The organism is Streptomyces sp. BJ20 (genome assembly GCF_022869105.1).
Classification (GTDB): Bacteria; Actinomycetota; Actinomycetes; order Streptomycetales; family Streptomycetaceae; genus Streptomyces; species Streptomyces griseoincarnatus.
In genome coordinates, this window is sequence record NZ_CP094918.1 from 1,949,048 (window position 1) to 1,967,841 (window position 18,794).

An 18,794-nucleotide genomic window follows, 5' to 3' on the forward strand; every position below is an offset into this window, starting at 1 on the left:
CAGGGGACGGCGGCTCCCGGCCGGCACCTTCCCGAGAGGCAGCCATGACCACCGGCACCCACGAGACCGACCACGACAGCGCCCGCCCCGGCGCCGCCCCGGAGACGACCGCCGGTACGACCCCGCGGCGGCCCGGCACGGCGGTCGACGGCGGCGCCTACCAGGTGCTGCGCGACCGCCTCACCGACCGCGCCTCCGAACTCGCGCGCCGGGCAGAGGCGTTGAACCGGCGCCGGACCGAGGAGTTCGGCGCGCCCGAGCTGCGCCTCACCGGCACCGAGCGGCTGCGCACCGAGCGCACCGCCGTGCCCCGGGACGTCGTCGCCGTCGGCGACGTGCTGCTCCTCGGCTACGAGACCCGGCCCCGCCCGGAGCGGGACACCACCGTCGGCGACGTCCTCGCCGCACACGACCGCGACCTGAACCGGCTGCCCGACGACGCCGTGCCCGGCCTGCTCGACGACCCCGCCTTCCAGCGGGAGTTCGCCGCCCTGCACCGCTACTACCGGCAGGCCCGCCTGCTGCGGCTGCGCCGCGTCGAGGGCAGGCTGCTCGCCGTCTTCCAGACCGGTGAGAAGCCCGGCGACATCCGCGTCCTGCGTTGGTCGGTGTCCGAGGACGGCCGCGCCGCCTTCCTCGACGCGCGCGGCGACCGCGACCACGCGCGCGTCCCGCCCGCCGACGTGGAGTGGACGCCCGCCACCCGCGAGGACCACGTCCTCGGCCGCCACCCGCACGTCTCCGTGCGGGGCGAGGTGTTCGTCGACACCCTCGGCGGCACCCTCACCGTCAAGGCGGAGAACGACACCGGCACGCCCGACGGCATCCACAGCGAGCCCGTCGACGAGCCCCTGCAGTCCCTCGCCGACGCCGACATCGCCCACGCCCGCGTCGGCCCGCTGATCCTGCTGCGGATCCTCCCGTACAAGGAGACCGCCCACCGCCACCTGGTCTTCAACACCCTCACCCGCACCGTCGTCCGCCTCGACGGCATCGGACAGGGCGTCCGCCGGCTGCCCGAGGACCAGGGCATCGTCTTCCCCGGCGGCTACTGCCTCGCCGCCGGCAGCCACAAGACCTACGACCTCGACACCGAGGGCATGGAGTTCGAGCGGGAGGTGCGCTCCCCGTACGGAGAGGACGTGCTCTACGCCTTCCACGCGCCCGCGCGGGGACGCGCCCTGCTGCTCTCCTACAACCAGATCCGTGAGGCCGTCGCCACCCCCATGGCCTGCCACGGCTGGGCCCTCTTCGACGACGGCCACCTCACCCTGCTGCGCCCCGAGGGCGACGAACCCGCCCGCGTGCACCCGGTGCAGCTGTGGGACACGCCGTACCTGTCCGACGCCCGCGCCGCCGCCCGGCCGGTGGGGGAGGGGCCGCTGGCCCGGGTGGGCAACGCCGACCTCGTCCGCGGCATCTCCGACTGCCTGTCGCTGGCCCGCTCCGCCGCCGAGACCACCCCCACCGCCGAGATCTATGCGACCCTGGCCGCTGCCTGCGTGCGGGCCCTGGACACCCACCACTGGCTGGGCGACCCCGAGGTCGGCGATCTGCGCTCCCCGCTGGAGGAGGTGCGCGCCACCGCCGAGCAGGTGCTCGCCGAGTTCGAGACGGTCACCGACCTCACCCGCCGGGCCGCCGAGGCGCTCGACGAGGCCGCCGGGCGCATCGCCGCCGTGGTGCGCCGGCTGCGCGGCGAACAGCCGCGCGAGGCCGCCGCCTGGGTGCGCGGCCTCACCGAACTCCGCCAGGCGCAGGGTCACCTGTTGACCCTCAAGGAGATGCGGTACGCGGACCATGAGCGCATCGACGCGCTCGCCGTGGAGGCCGAGGACGACCTCGGCTCCTTCGGACAGCGCGCCGTCGCGTTCCTCGCCCGCGAGGACGCCTTCGCCGCCCACCACACCGGCCTGGAGCGGCTGCACACCGACATCGAGGCGGTCACCACCACCGCCCAGGCCGTCCCGCTCGCCGCCCGGCTCGACGAACTCGCCGACGGACTGCGCACGGTCACCGAGGTGGTCGCCGGGCTCGACATCGCCGACGCCACCGTCCGCACCGGTGTCCTGGAGCGCGTCGCCGACGCCATGGGCGGAGTCAACCGAGCCCGCGCCACCCTCGACACCCGCCGCCGGGCCCTGCTCGACCGGGAGGCGCGCGCCGGTTTCGCCGCCGAGCTGACCCTGCTCGGCCAGACCGTCACCGGCGCCCTCACCGCCGCCGACGACCCGGACGCCTGCGACGACCAGATGGCCCGGGTCCTCGCCCAGCTCGAGGAACTGGAGTCGCGTTTCGCCGAGTTCGACGACGTCCTCGGCGAACTCGCCGACAGGCGCACCGAGATCCACGAGGCCTTCTCCGCCCGCAAGCAGAGCCTCACCGACGCCCGCGCCCGGCGTGCGGGGCAGCTCGCGTCCGCCGCCGAGCGGGTGCTGGAGACGATCGCCCGCCGCAGCGCGGCGCTCGCCGACGCCGACGCGGTGAGCACCTACTTCGCCTCCGACCCGCTGGTCGCCAAGGTCCGCCGCAGCGCCGACGAACTGCGCGCCCTCGGTGACCGGGTCCGCGCCGAGGAACTCGACGGCAAGCTGCGCTCCGCCCGCGAGGAGGCCGCCCGCGCCCTGCGCGACCGCACCGACCTCTATGCCGACGGCGGCCGCACCATCCGCCTGGGCGCCCACCGCTTCGCCGTCTCCACCCAGCCCTTCGACCTCACCGTCGTGCCGCACGACGACGGCCTCGCCCTCGCCCTCACCGGCACCGACTACCGCGTTCCCGTCACCGACCCGGCCCTGCTCGCCGACCGCCCCCTGTGGGACCGGCACCTGCCGTCCGAGTCGCCGCGGGTGAGCCGCGCCGAACACCTCGCCGCACGGCTGCTGCACGAACACGGCCCGGACGCGCTCGCCGCCGCCGACGACCTCGCCGCACTGGTCCGCACGGCCGCCGAGGAGGCGTACGACGAGGGCTGCGAGCGGGGCGTGCACGACCACGACGCCACCACGCTCCTCACCGCCCTGCTGCCCCTGTTCGACGGCGCCGGCACCCTGCGCCACGCCTCCGCCGCCCGCGCCCACGCCCTGCTGTTCTGGGCGCACGCCACCACGGAGCCGGAGCGCGCCGGCTGGGCCCGCCGCGCTCGCTCGCTGGCCCGGGTCCGGGACGCCTTCGGCGCGCCGCCCGCGCTGGACGCGCTGCGGGACGAACTCGCACGCGTGGTGGGGGAGTGGGACCCGGACGCCCCGGTCCGCCCGGAGGCGTGCGCCGCGTACCTCTTCGACGAACTGACCACCGGGCCCGAGGGGTTCGTGGTCAGCGCCCGCGCCCGCTCCCTGCTCGACAAGTTCCGCCGCACCGTCGCCGGCGAGGCGTACGACGAGGACCTCACCGCCCTCGGCGACCTCGGCGCGCGCCGTCAGCTCGTCGAGGCGTGGCTCACCGCCTACGCGCGGGCGGCCGGTGAGCAGGCGGACCCCGGGGACCTCGCGGAGGCCGTGGCCGCCGAGCTGTGCCCGGACGTGCACCGCCACGAGTCGGACGCGCCCCTCACCGTCACCGTCGAGGGCCTGGTCTCCACCCACCCGCGCATCACCGACCGCCGTCTCACGCTCCGCCTCGACGAGTTCCTCGCCCGCACCGACGCCTTCCGGGCGCGCGAGGTGCCCGCCTTCCGTGCCTTCCAGCGCCGCCGTGCCGCCCTCGTCACCGCCGAGCGGGCCCGGCTGCGCCTGGACGACCACCGGCCGCGCGTGATGGCGTCGTTCGTCCGCAACCGGCTGGTCGACGAGGTGTACCTGCCGTTGATCGGCGACAGCCTCGCCAAGCAGCTCGGCACCACGGGCGAGTCCGCCCGCACGGGCGCCGGCGGACTGCTGCTGCTCCTCTCCCCGCCCGGCTACGGCAAGACGACCCTCATGGAGTACGTCGCCCACCGCCTCGGCCTGGTCCTGGTGCGGGTCAGCGGCCCCGCGCTCGGCCACGGCGTCACCTCGCTCGACCCGGCGGAAGCCCCGAACGCCACCGCCCGCCAGGAGATCGAGAAGATCAACTTCGCGCTGGCGGCGGGCAGCAACACCCTGCTGTACCTGGACGACATCCAGCACACCTCGCCAGAACTGCTGCAGAAGTTCATCCCGCTGTGCGACGCCACCCGCCGGGTGGAGGGCGTCTGGCAGGGCGGACCGCGCACCTACGACCTGCGCGGCAAGCGGTTCGCGGTGTGCATGGCCGGCAACCCCTACACCGAGTCCGGCGAGGTCTTCCGGGTGCCCGACATGCTGGCCAACCGGGCCGACGTGTGGAACCTGGGCGACGTCCTCACCGGGAAGGAGGACGTCTTCGCGCTCAGCTTCGTCGAGAACGCGCTCACCGCGAACCCGGTGCTCGCGCCGCTCGCCGGACGCGACCGTGCCGACCTGGACCTGCTGATCCGGCTCGCCTCCGACGACCCGACGGCCCGCCCGGACCGTCTGCTCCACCCGTACGCGCCGACCGAACTCGACCGTGTGCTCGCGGTGCTGCGCCATCTGCTCACCGCACGCCGCACGGTGCTCGCGGTCAACGCGGCCTACATCGCGTCCGCGGCCCGCTCCGACCACGCCCGCACCGAGCCGCCGTTCCTGCTCCAGGGCTCGTACCGCAACATGAACAAGATCGCCCAGCGGATCCAGCCCGTGATGAACGACGCCGAGCTGTCCGCCGTGATCGAGGACCACTACACGGCCGAGGCCCAGACCCTCACCAGCGGCGCCGAGGCGAACCTGCTGAAGCTCGCCGAACTGCGCGGCACGCTCACGCCCGAACTGGCGGCTCGCTGGGCGGAGGTGAAGGCGGCCCACCTCCGCACCCTCACCCTGGGCGGTCCGGACGACGACGCCCTCGCCCGCGCGGTGTCCGCGCTCGCCCTGCTCGGTGACCGCATCGCGGCGGTGGAGTCGGCGATCACGCGCGCGGCCGATCCCCGGCGCCTCCTCGCGACCTCGCCGCGGCAGGAGGGGGAGGACTGAACGGGGGCGTCGGGAAGGGCCGTTCGGCCACACCGGATGCCGGGCCGCGCGGGGGGCGGCCCGGCACTTTTTTGGCCACAACGTTGGCGTGAACATGGCGCAGCCAAGGTTTATCTACGCGCGGAGCTGGATCGCCCGGATCAGTATTCGGGTCATAGTGGATGACTTTTCAACTGGTGGTTACCGCGCGGTATTCCGTCCTGCTACAACACCTGTTGCTCCCTCAACCACCGTCGCGAGTTTCGTCGTGAGAGGCGGATACACGTGTCAACGCGTTCACTGGGAACAACGCTCGCCACCCTCGTCCTCGGTGTGGCGACCGTCCTCGGCCTGGCGCACCCTGCCGCGGCCGCCGGCCACCACTACGTGGCGCTCGGCGACTCCTACTCCTCCGGAGTGGGCGCCGGGAGCTACACCTCCGAGAGCGGCGACTGCAAACGCAGCACCGCCGCCTACCCGCAGCTGTGGAGCAACGCCAACGCCCCCGCGTCGTTCAAGTTCGTCGCCTGCTCGGGCGCGACGAGCACGAGCGTGGCCTCCACGCAGCTGGGCGCGCTGTCCTCCACCACCACCCTCGTCAGCGTCACCGCCGGCGGCAACGACATCGGCTTCGCCGACGTCATGCAGACCTGCGTCCTGCAGAGCGAGGCCACCTGCGTCTCCGCCGTGAACAGCGCCGTCTCGCAGATGCAGAACTCCCTGCCGGGCAGGCTCGACTCGCTGTACTCCGCGATCCGCTCCCGTGCCCCGCAGGCCCGGGTCGTCGTCCTCGGTTACCCGCGCTTCTACAAGCTGTCCGGCAGCTGCGTCGTCGGACTCAGCGAAACCGAGCGCAGCGCCATCAACAGCGCGGGCGACACGCTCAACGGGGTGATCGCGAAGCGCGCGGCCGACGCCGGGTTCGCCTGGTCCGGCGTGGTCGACGAGTTCACCGGCCACGAGATCTGCTCGGGCGACGCCTGGCTGCACAGCGTCACCATCCCGATCGGCAACTCCTACCACCCGAAGGCCGTCGGCCAGTCCTCCGGTTACCTCCCCGCCTTCCGGTCGGCGGTCTGACGGAACACCAGCGGCACGCGCAGGCGGCGGCATTCCGATTTGTCCTCTGGCAGACGCGCGTAGACCCCGGGCATCATCTGTCTGCTCCGCCTGCACAGCCGTTCCCCCACGAACCCTGGCCCCGCAGCAGGAAGGTCCCCCACATGAAGACCCTCAAGGCCCCCAAACTCCGCTCGGTCCTGACCGCCCTCGCCCTCGTCGTCGCCCCGGGCGCGGCCGTCGTGGGCACCGCGGGGGAGGCCGCCGCCGTCACCAAGATCAGCCACGCCACCGCGACCTCCATGTTCAGCCAGGTCGGCATCACGTGGTCGTCCTCCGGAGGCTGCTCCAACCGCAACGTGTCCACCTGCACGTCGTTCGACCAGCTCAACCTGGCCACCGCCCAGGGCGCCCAGACCCTGAAGCGGGCCACCGGCTGCGCCCTGAACATCACCGGCGGCACCGAGACCGGGCACGCCTCCGGCACGTACTCGCACTGGAACGGCTACAAGCTCGACTACTCCAAGACCACCTGCGTCGGGAACTACATCAAGAACACCTTCACCTACATCGGCGTGCGCGGCGACGGAGCCCCGCAGTGGCGGTCCGGCTCGGGCAACGTCTACGCCGACGAGGGCAACCACTGGGACGTCACCTACTACAACTGCGGCGGCTGCTAGGCCCTAACCCCGCCTCCGGTCCCCGTACTCCGGCAGGGCGGCCACCGCCGCCAGTTCTTCCGGGGTGCGGGGACCGGCGTCCCCGTCCGTCCGCACCCCGTGCGCCCGCAGGAACAGCCCGGCCGCCACGCCCCACGGCAGCCTGAGCCCCGCCGCCGTGAGAAGGTCCCGCCGGGACAGCATCGCGGCCACCGGGCCGGTGTGGGCGCCCGACGGGGTCAGCAGGGCCGCGTCGTCGGCCCAGCGCAGGGCGAGGTCCACGTCGTGCGTGGCCATCACCACCGTCGTACCGCCCGCCCGCCGACCGTCGAGAGTGGCCAACAGGCGTTCCTGGCCGTCGGGGTCGAGGCCCGCCGTCGGCTCGTCCAGGATCAGCACCCGCGGCCGCATCGCGACCGCGCCGGCGATCGCCGTCCGTTTCCGCTGCCCGTACGACAGCAGATGCGTGGGCCGGTCGGCGAGCGCGGCGATGTCCAGCGCCTCCAGCGCCTCCGCGACCCGCGCACGCACCTCCGCGTCCGGCAGCCCCAGGTTCAGCGGCCCGAACGACACGTCCTGCCCCACGGATGCCGCGAACAGCTGGTCGTCCGGGTCCTGCACCACCAGCTGCACGGTGCTGCGCAGCACCGTCAGCCCCTTCCGGTCGTGCCGTACCGCACGGCCCGACAGCAGCAACTCCCCGCCGTGCGGCCGCAGTCCGCCGCTCAGCAGCCGCATCAGGGTGGTCTTGCCGCTGCCGTTGCGCCCCAGCAGCGCCAGCGCCCTCCCCTCGCGCACCTCGAAGTCGAGCCCGGTGAACACCGGCGGCCCCTCCTCGTACGCGAACGACACGTCCCGCAGTGACACCAGCCCGGATCCGCTCACGACAGGGGCCTTTCCAGTACGAAGGTGAGGGCGGCCAGCGCCGCGAGAAGCGTTCCGCTCGCTGCCGTGAACCGGACGGACACCCGGGCCTCCGGCACCAGCACGCGCAGGGCGCCGTCGTAGCCGCGGCCCGCGAGCCCGGTCTGCAGCCGCGCGGCACGGTCGAAGGACCGGACGAACGCGGTCGCGCCGAGCCCGCCGAGCGAACGCCAGGTCGCCGCGCGGGTGGTGTGGCCGAGCCGCGCCGCCTGTGCCCGGTGCACCCGGCGCACCGAGTCCAGCAGCAGGAAGCTCATCCGGTACGTCACGAGCGCCACGTCCACGAGCGGCGCGGGCACCCCGGCGCGCACCAGGCGTGGCAGCAGGTCCGACATCGGCGTGGTGAACGCGAACAGCAGCACGCCCAGCGAGGCGGCCGAAGTGCGCAGCAGCAACTCCCCGGCGCGCAAGGGCCCGTCGGGGGCGGGCGACAGGAAACCACCGGGCCCGCCCACCCGCACCAGCAGGGTCAGCGCCCCGGTGACGCAGAACCCCAGCGGCACCCGGTACGCCCGCCACAGCCGCCCGGCCGGCACGCCCGCCGGGCCGAGCAGCAGCACCAGCGCGGTGACCAGTACCAGTGCGGCGCCCGGCCACGGGGGCAGCGAGATCGCGAGGACGGTGAGGCCGAGACCGAGGACGGCCTTGTCCACGGGATGGCGGCGGCGCCAGCGGCTGCTGTGCGCCGCCGCGTCGATCGGCAGCACAGGCCTGTCAGTCCCGTCCGCCGTCGGCGCCGGTGGGCACTCCCGCGTCCGCGTCCTGCGCGCCGGCCGCCTCACGGGCCCGCGCCTCACCCTGCCGACGCCCGCGCCGCAGCCCGAAGTAGTACGCCAGGACGCCCGCGCCGAGCGCCGCCTGGAGGGCGAACAGCGCCGACTCGATCTCCCCGGACGGCGGTTCGTACAGCGGTGAGAACCACGGTTCGTAGTCCGGGTCGATCTCGGTGATCGCGGTCTCCGCCTCACCGTCCGCCCCGGCGAACGGCTCCTCCTTGTGGTCGCCGAGCCCGAGCGCCAGCGGGATCACGGCGAGGGCGGCGACCAGCAGCAGGAGCAGGGTGTTGATCCTCGCGTTGCGGCTCATCGGGCCACCGCCTCGGCCGACTCGGCGCGCTTGCCGCCGCCCACCGAGGTGACCAGCACCCCGAGCCGGGTCAGCTCGCCCCTGCTGGACTGCACCAGCAGGCGCATCACCAGCACGGTCAGCAGACCTTCGCTGACCGCGAGCGGGATCTGCGTGACGGCGAAGATGGAGCCGAACTTCCCCAGCGCGCCCAGGAACCCGCTGCCCGGGTCGGGGAACGCCAGCGCGAGCTGGACGCTGGTCACGCAGTACGTCGACAGGTCGGCGGCGAACGCGCCGCAGAAGACCGCGCCCATCAGCGGCACGCCGTACCGGCGCAGCAGCCGGTACACGCCGTACCCCGCCCAGGGGCCGACGACCGCCATGGAGAAGACGTTGGCGCCGAGCGTGGTGAGCCCGCCGTGGGCGAGCAGCAGCGCCTGGAACAGCAGGGTGATGGTCCCGAGCACCGCCATGACCGGCGGCCGGAACAGGATCGCGCCCAGCCCCGTGCCGGTGGGGTGGGAGCAACTCCCGGTCACCGAGGGCAGTTTCAGCGCGGACAGGACGAACGTGAACGCTCCCGACGCGCCCAGCAGCAGCGTGCTCTCGGGATGCTCTCTGACGTCACGGACGAGCGACCGGGCCCCGTGGACGACGAACGGCGCCGACGCGACGCCCCAGGCGACCGCGTGCGCCGGAGGCAGGAAACCCTCGGCAATGTGCATGGCTCAGCAGACCCTCTCCAGCACCTCGTGGATGGTTGACGCGCCTTGGCCGGTCTCCTGGCTGACGGGTACCACCGCCCGTGCTCCGCCTTCCCGGGTCCCGAAGAACCCAGTGGCTGCCCGTGAGGGCTGGAGCCGGACTTCCCGATCACAGTGGCGAGGGCCGCACCGGTATCGCACCGATTTCCCGTCACCAAGGCGTGGTGACAGTAGTCCCCGTCGCGGCCCCCTGACAAGCGGCGACGGGGGCGCGCGGAGGGCGCCCGGCGGCTCGGACTCCGGCGCGCACCTGCGCGTTCGGGCAGCGCGGCGACCGGGGTGACTGGGGGGCCTCCGTCCTGGGCAAGGTCTTCCTGCAACTAATATGCAGGAGCGATTTTCCGGCAAGAGGGATGTGAGGTTCGATGACGACCCGACGACGCATACGGGGTGCCGCCGCCGTGCTGGCGACGGCCGCGGCGGTCTCCGCCTGCTCGGCGCCGGGCTCCGGCACCACGGACGGCGCGGCGGCCGGCGAGTCCGTGGTGATCGGCGTCTCCACCGAGCCCGACACCCTCAGCCCGCTCCTCGGCTACGGCAAGGACGGCAACTCCAAGCTGTTCGACGGCCTCCTCGCCCGCAAGGCCGACATGACCCTGGAACCCGCGCTGGCCACGGCACTTCCACGGATCACGGACGGCGGACGCACCTACACGTACACCCTGCGCAAGGGCGTGAAGTTCAGCGACGGCAAGCCGCTGACCGCGCGGGACGTCGTCTTCACGTACCGCACGGTCCTCGACGACGACACCAACAACACCGCCAGAAGCGAACTCGCGGCCGTCAAGGACGTCCGGGCGGTGGGCGACGACACGGTCGTCTTCACCCTCCACCACCCCTACGCGCCGTTCGCCGCCCGCACGGTGCTGCCGATCGTCCCCGAACACGCCGCCGGCGGGCAGGACCCCAACACCGGCCCCTTCAACACGAAGCCCGTCGGCACCGGGCCGTACGTCCTCGCCGACTGGCGCAAGGGCGAGAAGCTCACCTTCAAGGCCAACCCGCACTACTGGGGCGGCACCCCGAAGGTGAAGAAGCTCACCATGGCGATCGTCGCCGACGACGACGTCCGCGCCACCCGGCTCCGCTCCGGCGACCTCGACGGCGCGGTCCTCCCGCCCAACCTCGCCACCACCTTCAAGAGCGACGACGACAAGAAGACCTACCGGGCCACCTCCTACGACGTTCGCGTCGTCACTCTCCCCAGCGGCAACCCCGTCACCGGTGACACCGCGATTCGCCGCGCCCTCGACCTCGCCGTCGACCGGCAGGCCATGGTCGACAAGATCCTCGACGGCGCCGGCCGCCCCGCCTACGGCCCGCTGCCCGTGGACGACCCGTGGTTCGCCAAGGACGTCGAGCGCTCGCGCGACCTCGCCGAGGCCGGCCGCGTCCTCGACGCCGCCGGCTGGACGAAGGGCGAGGACGGCATCCGCGCCAAGGACGGCCGCCCCGCCCGCTTCACGCTGTACTACCCCTCCGGCGACAAGGTCCGCCAGGACCACGCCCTGGCCTACGCCTCCGATGCCAAGAAGGCCGGCATCGACGTCCGGGTGGAGAGCGCCACCTGGGAGGTCATCGAGCCCCGCATGCACCGGGACGCCGTCCTCGCGGGCTTCGGCAGCACCGGCGACCCCGACTTCGGGCTCTACACGATGCTGCACTCCTCCCTCGCCGGCGACGGCTTCAACAACATGGCGCACTACGACAACCCGGCCGTCGACCGCGCCCTGGAGACGGGCCGCCGCGCCCAGGACCCCGAGGCCCGCAGGGCCGCCTACGACGCCCTCCAGCGCGCCCTCGTGAAGGACCCCGGATACACCTTCCTCACCCACATCGACCACCTGTACGTGCTCGCCGACCGCTGGAAGGGCCTCACCACCCAGACCGAACCGCACGAGCACGGCTTCGCCGCCGGCCCCTGGTGGAACGTCGAGGACTGGCAGCCCGCGGCATGACCCACGCCCCCTGGCGCCCCATGGCACGGCTCACGGCGCGCCGCGCGCTGTACGCCGTGCCGGTGCTCCTCGTCGTCACCTTCGGCGTGTTCGCCGTCGCCGCCGCCTCCCCGTTCGACCCGGTGAAGGCGTACGCGGGCACCGCCGCGCTCGGCGCCGACCAGGAGACCCTGGACCGGCTGCGGGAGAACCTCGGCGCGGACCGGCCGTTCACCGCCCGGTGGTGGGACTGGCTGACCTCCGCCCTCGGCGGCGACTTCGGCCAGTCCGCGGTCATGCGCCAGCCGGTGGCCGAGGTCATCGGCGAACGGCTGCTGTGGTCCACGCTGTTGTGCGCCGTCGCGTTCGCCGCGGCCGTACTGCTCGGCACGGTCCTCGGCGTGCTCGCGGCCCGCCGCCCCGGCTCCCTCGTGGACCGCGCGGTCACCTCCGCCGCGTACGTCCTGGAGGCAGCCCCGGTCTTCTGGATCGCGCTGCTCGCGGTGTGGCTGTTCGCCCTCCAGCTGGACGTCCTCCCGGCGGGCGGCCTCACCGACACCGGCAGCGACCGGGTCACCTTCGGAGGCCTGATCGAGCACCTGGCCCTCCCCGCCGGCGTCCTCGCCGTCTCCCAGCTGCCCTGGTTCACCCTCTACGTCCGTCAGGGCGTCGGCGACGCCCTCGCGGAGGATCCCGTGCGCGGGGCGAGGGCACGCGGCCTGAGCGAACGCACCGTGCTGCTCGGCCACGCCCTGCGCTCCGGGCTGCTGCCGGTGCTGACCCTCATCGGCTCCCGGGTGCCGGAACTCATCACCGGCGCCCTGCTGGTGGAGACCGTCTTCAGCTGGCCCGGCATCGCCTCGGCCACGGTGGAGGCGGCCACGGCGGTCGACTTCCCGCTGCTCGCCGCGCTGACCACGCTCGCCACCGCCGCCGTCCTCGCCGGCAACCTGCTCGCCGACCTGCTCTACGGGCTGATCGACCCGAGAGTGAAGCTGGAGGAGATGTGACGACCGACGTCGACGTGGCGGACAGGAAGCCGGCCTGGCGCGCGCACGGCGCCGCCCGCCGCTCCACGCACGTCCTGCGGCTGCGTGTCTCCGCCGCCCTGGTCGCCGTGACGGTGCTGGCCGTGCTGCTGGTCCCGCCGCTGGTCCAGCTCGACCAGCAGGCCGTCGACCTCGCCGCCAAGCTTCGACCGCCCAGCTGGGCACACCCGTTCGGCACCGACGACGTGGGCCGCGACCTCCTGCTGCGCTGCGTCTACGGACTGCGCGTTTCCCTGCTGGTGGGCGTGGTGGCCGCGCTCACCGCCACGGTGATCGGCACGGCGGTGGGAGCCGCCGCCGGGGCCCTCGGCGGCTGGGCCGACCGCCTGGTCATGCGCCTGGTCGACACCCTGTCCTCCGTGCCGCACCTGCTGCTCGGCATCTTCATCGTAGCCATGTTCCGTCCGGGCGTCTGGCCGGTGGTGATCTCCGTCGCCCTCACGCACTGGCTGTCCACCGCGCGCATCGTCCGCGCGGAGGTGCTGTCGCTGCGGTCCCGGCCGTTCGTCGACGCGGCCGTCTCCGGCGGGGCGAGCCGGTGGCGGGTGACCGTACGCCACCTGCTGCCCGGCGTGCTGCCGCAGGCCGGTCTCGCCGCCGTGCTGATGGTCCCGCACGCCATGTGGCACGAGTCGGCCCTGTCCTTCCTGGGACTCGGCCTGCCCACCCACACCGCGAGCCTCGGCACGCTGATCCAGGGCGCCCGGGGCTCCCTCCTCGCCGGCCAGTGGTGGCCCACCCTCTTCCCGGGCCTGTTCCTGATCCTCCCCACCCTGGCGATCGCCGGCCTGGCGGGCGTCTGGCGCGAACGGATCAACCCCCGCCGCCGATCGGAGCTGATGCTGTGACACCCGAGCCCCTGCTCTCGGTACGCGACCTGTCCGTCCGCTTCCTGCTCCCGGGAGGGCGCCGCGTCGACGCCGTGTCCGACGCGTCGTTCGACGTCGCCCCGGGGGAGTGCCTCGCGCTCATCGGGGAGAGCGGTTGCGGCAAGTCCGTGCTGGCGTCCGCCCTGCTCGGCCTGCTCCCGGCCAACGCGCGCACCGCCGGCCACGCCCACCTGGGCGACCTCGACCTGCTCACGGCGGACGAACCCACCCTCGCCCGCACCGTACGGGGGCGCCGTGTCGGTCTGGTCCCGCAGTCACCTGCGGCGCACCTCACCCCCGTGCGCACGATCCGCTCGCACATCGAGGAGACGGTCACCCGCCTCACCGGTGTCCGCGGCCGCTCCGCCCGCCGCAAGGCGGCCGAACAGGCCTCGCTGCGTGCCGAGTTCCCCCTGGACCACCTCGACCGGCACCCGCACGAACTGTCCGGCGGGCTGGCCCAGCGCGCCGCGACCGCACTCGCGCTGATCGGCGACGCCCCGCTGCTGCTCGCCGACGAACCGACCACCGGCCTGGACCGCGACCTGGTGGACCGCACGGTCGACGAACTGCGCCGCCACGTGGACGACGGCCACGCCCTGCTGATGATCACGCACGACCTGGCCGCCGCCGAGCGCATCGCCGACCGCGTCGCGGTCATGTACGCGGGCCGCATCGTCGAACTGACCGACGCGGGCGCCTTCTTCGGCTCCCCGGGCCCGCGCCACCCCTACAGCCGCGGCCTGCTGGAGGCGCTCCCCGAGCGGTCCTTCACACCCGTCCCCGGCCTGCCCCCGGAACTGGGCAGTCTCCCCGAGGGCTGCGCCTTCGCCCCCCGCTGCGACCGCGCGACGGACATCTGCGGCGCGCTGCCGTTCTTCGAGAACACCGTCGCCTGCCACCACCCGGTACCGGCCCCCGCCGCCCCTCACGCGACCCGTACCCCGGAGGACACCCGTGCTTGAGCTGCGCGCCGTCACCGCCGGCTACGACCGCCGCGCCCCCGTCGTCCGCGACGCGCACCTCACCGTCGCCCCGGGCGAGGCGGTGGGCCTGCTCGGCCCCAGCGGCTGCGGGAAGTCGACCCTCGCCCGGGTCGCCGCGCTGCTGCACCGGCCGGACGCCGGGGAGGTCGTCCTCGACGGCACGCCCGTCCGCGGTTTCCGGCACCGCGCCCCCCGCGAACAGCGCACCGCGATCGGCGTGGTCTTCCAGCAGCCCCGCCTCGCCGCCGACCCCCGGCTGCGCCTCGCCGACCTGATCGCCGAACCCCTCCGGGCGACGGGCCGGCGCGCCTCGGCCGCCGACCGCGTGCGGGAACTGGCCGGCACCGTGGGCCTCACCCCGGACCTGCTCGGCCGCCGCCCGCACGAGGTGAGCGACGGCCAGCTGCAACGCGCCTGCCTGGCGCGGGCGTTGTCCTTGAAGCCCCGCTGGCTGGTGTGCGACGAGATGACGGCGATGCTCGACGCGTCGACCACGGCCGCGCTGGTGCGGGTCGTGGAGGACTACCGCGCGTCGACGGGCGCGGGCCTGCTGTCGGTCGGCCACGACCGCACCCTGCTGACCCGCTGGTGCGACCGTACGGTGCCCTGGGAGGCGGTGGCCGCGGGCTGAGGCCCGGGCGGCCCGGGTCCGCCTCCGGGGGAACGGGTCACCACATCTGGACGTCGCCCGCGAGGTCTCCCTCCTCGAACGAGGCGTCCCCGAACTCCTCGTCGGCGACTGCCCCGCCGAAGGCGCCGGAGAGCATGCTGGTCATCAGTTCCTCGATGTTCAGCTCGGTCGCCCCGGCGGGCGCCTCGGGCTTCTCGCCCTCGCTCACGCGCAGCACCAGCGCGAACTTCTTGACCTTCGCCGTCTCCGCCAGCTTGGCGAGATCGACGGACACCTCGGTCAGCTCGCCGTTCTTCAGCGTGAAGTCGGCGCTGACCTTCTTGTTCGGGGCGTCCGCGAAGTCCTTGGCGGTGGGCAGCTCGTCCCCGATCGGCAGGTCGTTCCGCAGCGGCTTCAGCGCCTCGAACATCTCGGTCACCAGCGTGCGGAACGGCGCGGTCGCCTTGATGTGCTCGGTGCCGTCCGAACCGCCGGAGGTGGTGAAGTCGACGTTCTCGGCGACGGCCTTCTTCAGCGCGTCCGTCAGCTTCTTCTGCGTCTTGGCGTCGAGGCTGGGCTCGGCGGACGGCTCCTCCGCCCCGAGGCCCTCCGCGCCGGACATGTTCTTGCCGGTCTCCTCCATCTCCTTCTTGGAGAGCTTGATCCACTCGCCGGCGAGGAGCTTCTTGAACGCCCCCGCCTCCGGAGGCAGTTCACTGGCCGGCGGCAGCGGGCTGCCCGACATCTCGCCGAGCGTCGCGGCGTCGACACGGGCGTAGATCCAGTCCCCGACCAGCCGGTACTCGAGGAGGGCGCCGTCCGGACCGCTGAGCTTCATCGCCATCGCCGTGAAGTCCTTCTCCTCGGACTCCTTGATGGGCTTCTTCGAGTGCATGGAGACGCTGATCGTCCCTTCGCTGAGCAACTCGGCGATCTCGGCGGGCATCTCCTCGCCCGGCTCCGACTGCTCGGCGTCCAGCGCCATCAGCGACTTCGCGTCGGTGTCGAGGTCCAGCTCGAAGGCGATCGAACGCTCCTCGCCGAGCTTCTCGAAGGCGTTGTCCAGCTTCTGTCCGGCGGACAGGTTCTCCACGGTGCCGCAGGCGGCGGTGCCGGCGAGGACCATGCCGGCGACGGCGGTGGTGGTCAGGGTCTTGCGCAGGGCGAAAATGACGATCTCCTTGTCAAGCGACCGGTCTGGTCGACATATCAGACGACCGAACAAGTCGAACGGTTGTATGGCAAAAGCAAGTTCACCGGAGAAAACGCGCACGGATGCGGCCCGCGCCCGACTCACCGGCCCGCACGCAGGGAAGAACCGGACCATGTCCACTCACACCACGGCCGCCGGAGGAGTCCAGGTCTGCTCCCTCAAACGGGACACTCCGCAGACGATCCCGGCGAACAGTCCGTACACGGTCATCCGGTTCCCCTTCGGGTCCGCCGAGTCCAGTGACGCCTTCGCCATGCACCAGGTCAACCAGCCCGACGGTTACGTGATCACCAACTGGGACTCCGACCCCCGCTCCGGCCTGATATGGCCCAGCGTGACCGGCTGGGGCACCCTCTACGCGATGATCCAGTGGGAGGCCGGCGCCTACGACGAACTCCGTGACCAGTTCGTCCGCGACCCTCTCGGTCTCACCCCCAACCCCAATGACACCACGGCCACGGAACACCGGCCGCCCAGCCCCGGCATGCAGTGCTGGACCAAGAGCTGGGGCATCTTCGTGGACCCGGCCGTCCCCCTCGCCGTACGCGCCACCCATGACGACAGCGTGGCGCGCAAGATCGTGCTGGCGGAGTTCAAGCTGGTGATCCACGAGGCCGCCTGACACACCCGGCGTGACGTGCCCCCGGCCGGGACCGCCCCCGGCGTGACGTGCCCGGCCGGGACCGCCCCGTCGGGGACTGGCGCCGACCGGGGCCGTTCCCGGCCGTGACCATCCCTGGCCGGGGTCATCGCGGGCTGATGGTCACCGTGGCGTACGCGAAGGCCTCCCCCTCCCGGGGTGCGCGGTTCCAGGACCGGGTGGTCAGCTCCGGCAGGATGCCCTCGGCCAGCGCGTGCCGGGGGAGGGAGAGCCCGAATTCCTCCTCCAGGGCGGCCAGCAGGCGCCGCTCGTGGTCCGTGCCGTCGGCACCGCTCAGCACCCCCGCCGGGTCGAGGGCTTCGGGCACCGGCCCCGAGCGCTCGACATCCGTGCCGCGCACCGTGAACGCGTACAGCGCCTCACCCCGCTCGGCGACGGAAAGATGGAACACCGCCGGGAGGTCGTCGCGACCGCGGCGTATCCACAGCACCACGGCGCGTCCGCCGCCGCGGGAGGCCTCGGCGGCGGGGGAGACGAAGAAGTGCCCAGGCCCCCGAGTCCGTGCGGCCGGGTCGAAGCCGAACGCCCACCCCGAACCCGTCCGGCCCACCGCCACCACCGCCCGGTCCTCCCACGGCGCCGACTCGTCCCGCTGCCGCCTGACGTCGTGGGGGAACCACCCGGCGGGACGGACGGGTGGGGCGGTCAGACCCGCACCCGCTTCCTCCCCGACGAGGCCGGGCAGGGCCTCCGGTTCCACGCCCTCCACCCACAGGCACCGATAGGAGCCGTACGGGGCGTTCCACCGCCGGGACTCCGCCAGCCAGCCCAGCCCCGGCGGGTCCAGGTCCGGCACCGGCTCGGGCACGGTGCCCGTCCGTCCGGCCCGGGGCGTCGCCAGCAACTCGCGCCCTCGCTCCTGCGTCACCACCGGCCCCAGCACCGGGTCGGCCAGCAGCCCGAGCGGCGCCAGCAGGCCCGGTGCGGGCGGTGACCAGGAGGGCATCGCGGCACGGAGCATCCGCCACGCGCCGTCCGTGTCCCCCCAACGCGCCACCTCCCGCGCCTCGGCGACGGCCCGCCCGAAGTCACCGTCCGGTGCGTAGCGGTAGGAGCCGTCGCGCACCCGGGCGTGTATCGCGTCGGCGGCCGCCCGGACGCCGTCGTCGGTCTCGACGCCGAGCACGAACGGCCGCTCGGGCCGGCCGGGGCGGCTGTCCCGCACGTGGGCGACGGCCATCACGGGCACCAGCTCGTCCGTGCAGCGCGGATCGGCGACGAGCCCGCCGAAATAAGCACGACCGTGCCCGACGCCCTGCGCCAGGACGTCGAGCTGCCCCAGCATGCCCCAGGCCCCCGGCCGCCCGTAGCGCTTCGCGGCGGCGAGCAGCTCCCGTGCGGCCTCCCACCTGCCGCTCAGAGCCTCCTCCCGCGCCCGCGCGACGTCGGCGTCCCGGGCGCGGGTGGTGTCGTTGACGAACTCCGGCAGCTGCGCCCGTTCGGCGTGGAAGGACTCGTACCGCCGCTGCATATAGGCACGGAACGACGGATAGCGGGTCGGGTACTCACCGCTCCAGCCGTGGTAGACGTACAGCGCCCACTCGCCGTCCTCGTCGGTGTCGCCAGGGTCCAGCAGCGCGTAGGACATGTCGGAGTCGGTCTCCAGCTGCAGTGCGCGCTCCCACATCCCGGCGAGCAGCACCTGCTGCTCGGTCGCCCGCTCGTCCAGGCTCTCCCGGTACATCGGCGTCATGCCGAACGGATCCCCGAACCAGCCGATCTCGTGCGCTGCTCCGAGCTGGTGGATCGAGTCGTCGCGGAGGCTCCAGCCGTTGCTCGCCAGGAGGAACCCCCGGTAGGACGGCGGCAGCCGGGTCCCCAGGCGCCGCTCGGCGTCGGCCACCTCGGCCTCGGACGCAGGCGGGCACGCGAGCGCCAGGTCGGCGAGGGTCAGGTCCCCCTCCGCCAGCTCCTCGGCCTCGTCCTCGCTCGGAACCCACTCGTCCTGCCAACGCCGCAGGAACGTCCCCCAGTCGAACCCGTTGTCGTCCATGCGCCGATGGTGGC

The 18,794-nt window shown here is 73.4% G+C and carries 15 protein-coding genes and 1 riboswitch; of the genes, 9 read left to right on the forward strand and 6 right to left on the reverse strand.

The features are described 5' to 3' along the window. Window positions 1-44 precede the first annotated feature (44 nt). From MTR79_RS08965 to MTR79_RS08975, 3 genes are all read left to right on the forward strand, one after another. A complete protein-coding gene (locus tag MTR79_RS08965) occupies window positions 45-5,009 on the forward strand; it encodes a DNA repair ATPase (RefSeq protein WP_244789695.1) in 4,965 nt (1,654 codons plus the stop codon). 264 nt (window positions 5,010-5,273) lie between these two features. Continuing rightward, window positions 5,274-6,068, forward strand: a complete 795-nt coding sequence (locus MTR79_RS08970; protein ID WP_280518310.1) for an SGNH/GDSL hydrolase family protein — start codon at window positions 5,274-5,276, stop codon at window positions 6,066-6,068. A 143-nt stretch (window positions 6,069-6,211) separates the two neighbouring features. After that, window positions 6,212-6,727 (forward strand): hypothetical protein, encoded by a 516-nt coding sequence (locus MTR79_RS08975; RefSeq protein ID WP_048456072.1) that lies wholly within the window; start codon window positions 6,212-6,214, stop codon window positions 6,725-6,727. 3 nt (window positions 6,728-6,730) lie between these two features. On the opposite strand, the gene MTR79_RS08980 is transcribed toward MTR79_RS08975, so the two are convergent. The 4 genes from MTR79_RS08980 to MTR79_RS08995 are packed head-to-tail and all read right to left on the reverse strand — an operon-like array spanning window position 6,731 to window position 9,423. After that, complete coding sequence (locus MTR79_RS08980; protein ID WP_244789696.1) at window positions 6,731-7,591, reverse strand: ATP-binding cassette domain-containing protein; 861 nt, start codon at window positions 7,589-7,591, stop codon at window positions 6,731-6,733. Next, a complete protein-coding gene (cbiQ, locus tag MTR79_RS08985; RefSeq protein ID WP_048456070.1) occupies window positions 7,588-8,337 on the reverse strand; it encodes a cobalt ECF transporter T component CbiQ in 750 nt (249 codons plus the stop codon). Before cbiQ ends, MTR79_RS08980 begins: the two co-directional genes overlap by 4 nt. A gap of 7 nt (window positions 8,338-8,344) precedes the next feature. Further along, window positions 8,345-8,716: an energy-coupling factor ABC transporter substrate-binding protein gene (locus MTR79_RS08990; RefSeq protein ID WP_086704779.1), complete on the reverse strand. Its 372-nt coding sequence runs from the start codon at window positions 8,714-8,716 to the stop codon at window positions 8,345-8,347. Next, the gene (locus tag MTR79_RS08995) at window positions 8,713-9,423 is read right to left on the reverse strand and encodes an energy-coupling factor ABC transporter permease (RefSeq protein WP_086704778.1); all 711 of its coding nucleotides are present in this window, start codon (window positions 9,421-9,423) and stop codon (window positions 8,713-8,715) included. Before MTR79_RS08995 ends, MTR79_RS08990 begins: the two co-directional genes overlap by 4 nt. 29 nt (window positions 9,424-9,452) lie before the next feature. Further along, a riboswitch (cobalamin riboswitch) is annotated at window positions 9,453-9,636 on the reverse strand. Window positions 9,637-9,827: 191 nt separating this feature from the next. Here MTR79_RS08995 and MTR79_RS09000 point away from each other — a divergent pair. The 5 genes from MTR79_RS09000 to MTR79_RS09020 are packed head-to-tail and all read left to right on the forward strand — an operon-like array spanning window position 9,828 to window position 14,934. After that, window positions 9,828-11,420 (forward strand): ABC transporter substrate-binding protein, encoded by a 1,593-nt coding sequence (locus MTR79_RS09000; protein WP_244789697.1) that lies wholly within the window; start codon window positions 9,828-9,830, stop codon window positions 11,418-11,420. Window positions 11,421-11,440: 20 nt separating this feature from the next. Beyond that, complete coding sequence (locus tag MTR79_RS09005; RefSeq protein WP_086704784.1) at window positions 11,441-12,409, forward strand: ABC transporter permease; 969 nt, start codon at window positions 11,441-11,443, stop codon at window positions 12,407-12,409. Beyond that, window positions 12,406-13,296 carry an ABC transporter permease gene (locus MTR79_RS09010; RefSeq protein ID WP_086704776.1) on the forward strand — a complete coding sequence of 297 codons (891 nt, stop codon included), beginning with the start codon at window positions 12,406-12,408 and terminating at the stop codon, window positions 13,294-13,296. The genes MTR79_RS09005 and MTR79_RS09010 overlap by 4 nt, the downstream gene beginning before the upstream one ends. Beyond that, complete coding sequence (locus MTR79_RS09015; protein ID WP_086704775.1) at window positions 13,293-14,282, forward strand: ABC transporter ATP-binding protein; 990 nt, start codon at window positions 13,293-13,295, stop codon at window positions 14,280-14,282. Before MTR79_RS09010 ends, MTR79_RS09015 begins: the two co-directional genes overlap by 4 nt. Next, window positions 14,275-14,934 (forward strand): ATP-binding cassette domain-containing protein, encoded by a 660-nt coding sequence (locus MTR79_RS09020; RefSeq protein WP_086704774.1) that lies wholly within the window; start codon window positions 14,275-14,277, stop codon window positions 14,932-14,934. Before MTR79_RS09015 ends, MTR79_RS09020 begins: the two co-directional genes overlap by 8 nt. A 37-nt stretch (window positions 14,935-14,971) precedes the next feature. Here MTR79_RS09020 and MTR79_RS09025 read toward each other — a convergent pair whose 3' ends face one another. Continuing rightward, window positions 14,972-16,039: a hypothetical protein gene (locus MTR79_RS09025; protein ID WP_086704783.1), complete on the reverse strand. Its 1,068-nt coding sequence runs from the start codon at window positions 16,037-16,039 to the stop codon at window positions 14,972-14,974. A 199-nt stretch (window positions 16,040-16,238) separates the two neighbouring features. Here MTR79_RS09025 and MTR79_RS09030 point away from each other — a divergent pair, with 199 nt between their 5' ends. Then, window positions 16,239-16,748 (forward strand): hypothetical protein, encoded by a 510-nt coding sequence (locus tag MTR79_RS09030; RefSeq protein WP_189363376.1) that lies wholly within the window; start codon window positions 16,239-16,241, stop codon window positions 16,746-16,748. Between the two features lie 124 nt (window positions 16,749-16,872). Here the strand turns inward: MTR79_RS09030 and MTR79_RS09035 are convergent, their stop codons facing one another. Further along, on the reverse strand, window positions 16,873-18,780 hold the full coding sequence (locus MTR79_RS09035; RefSeq protein WP_189363377.1) for an SMI1/KNR4 family protein: 1,908 nt from the start codon (window positions 18,778-18,780) through the stop codon (window positions 16,873-16,875). Window positions 18,781-18,794: the final 14 nt, after the last annotated feature.

Coding starts and splice junctions, on each gene's coding strand:
- MTR79_RS08965 (WP_244789695.1), top strand. CDS start 45: ATGACCACCGGCACCCACGAGACCGACCACGACAGCGCCCGCCCCGGC.
- MTR79_RS08975 (WP_048456072.1), top strand. CDS start 6,212: ATGAAGACCCTCAAGGCCCCCAAACTCCGCTCGGTCCTGACCGCCCTC.
- MTR79_RS08990 (WP_086704779.1), bottom strand. CDS start 8,716: ATGAGCCGCAACGCGAGGATCAACACCCTGCTCCTGCTGCTGGTCGCC.
- MTR79_RS08995 (WP_086704778.1), bottom strand. CDS start 9,423: ATGCACATTGCCGAGGGTTTCCTGCCTCCGGCGCACGCGGTCGCCTGG.
- MTR79_RS09000 (WP_244789697.1), top strand. CDS start 9,828: ATGACGACCCGACGACGCATACGGGGTGCCGCCGCCGTGCTGGCGACG.
- MTR79_RS09005 (WP_086704784.1), top strand. CDS start 11,441: ATGGCACGGCTCACGGCGCGCCGCGCGCTGTACGCCGTGCCGGTGCTC.
- MTR79_RS09025 (WP_086704783.1), bottom strand. CDS start 16,039: ATGGTCCTCGCCGGCACCGCCGCCTGCGGCACCGTGGAGAACCTGTCC.
- MTR79_RS09030 (WP_189363376.1), top strand. CDS start 16,239: ATGTCCACTCACACCACGGCCGCCGGAGGAGTCCAGGTCTGCTCCCTC.
- MTR79_RS09035 (WP_189363377.1), bottom strand. CDS start 18,780: ATGGACGACAACGGGTTCGACTGGGGGACGTTCCTGCGGCGTTGGCAG.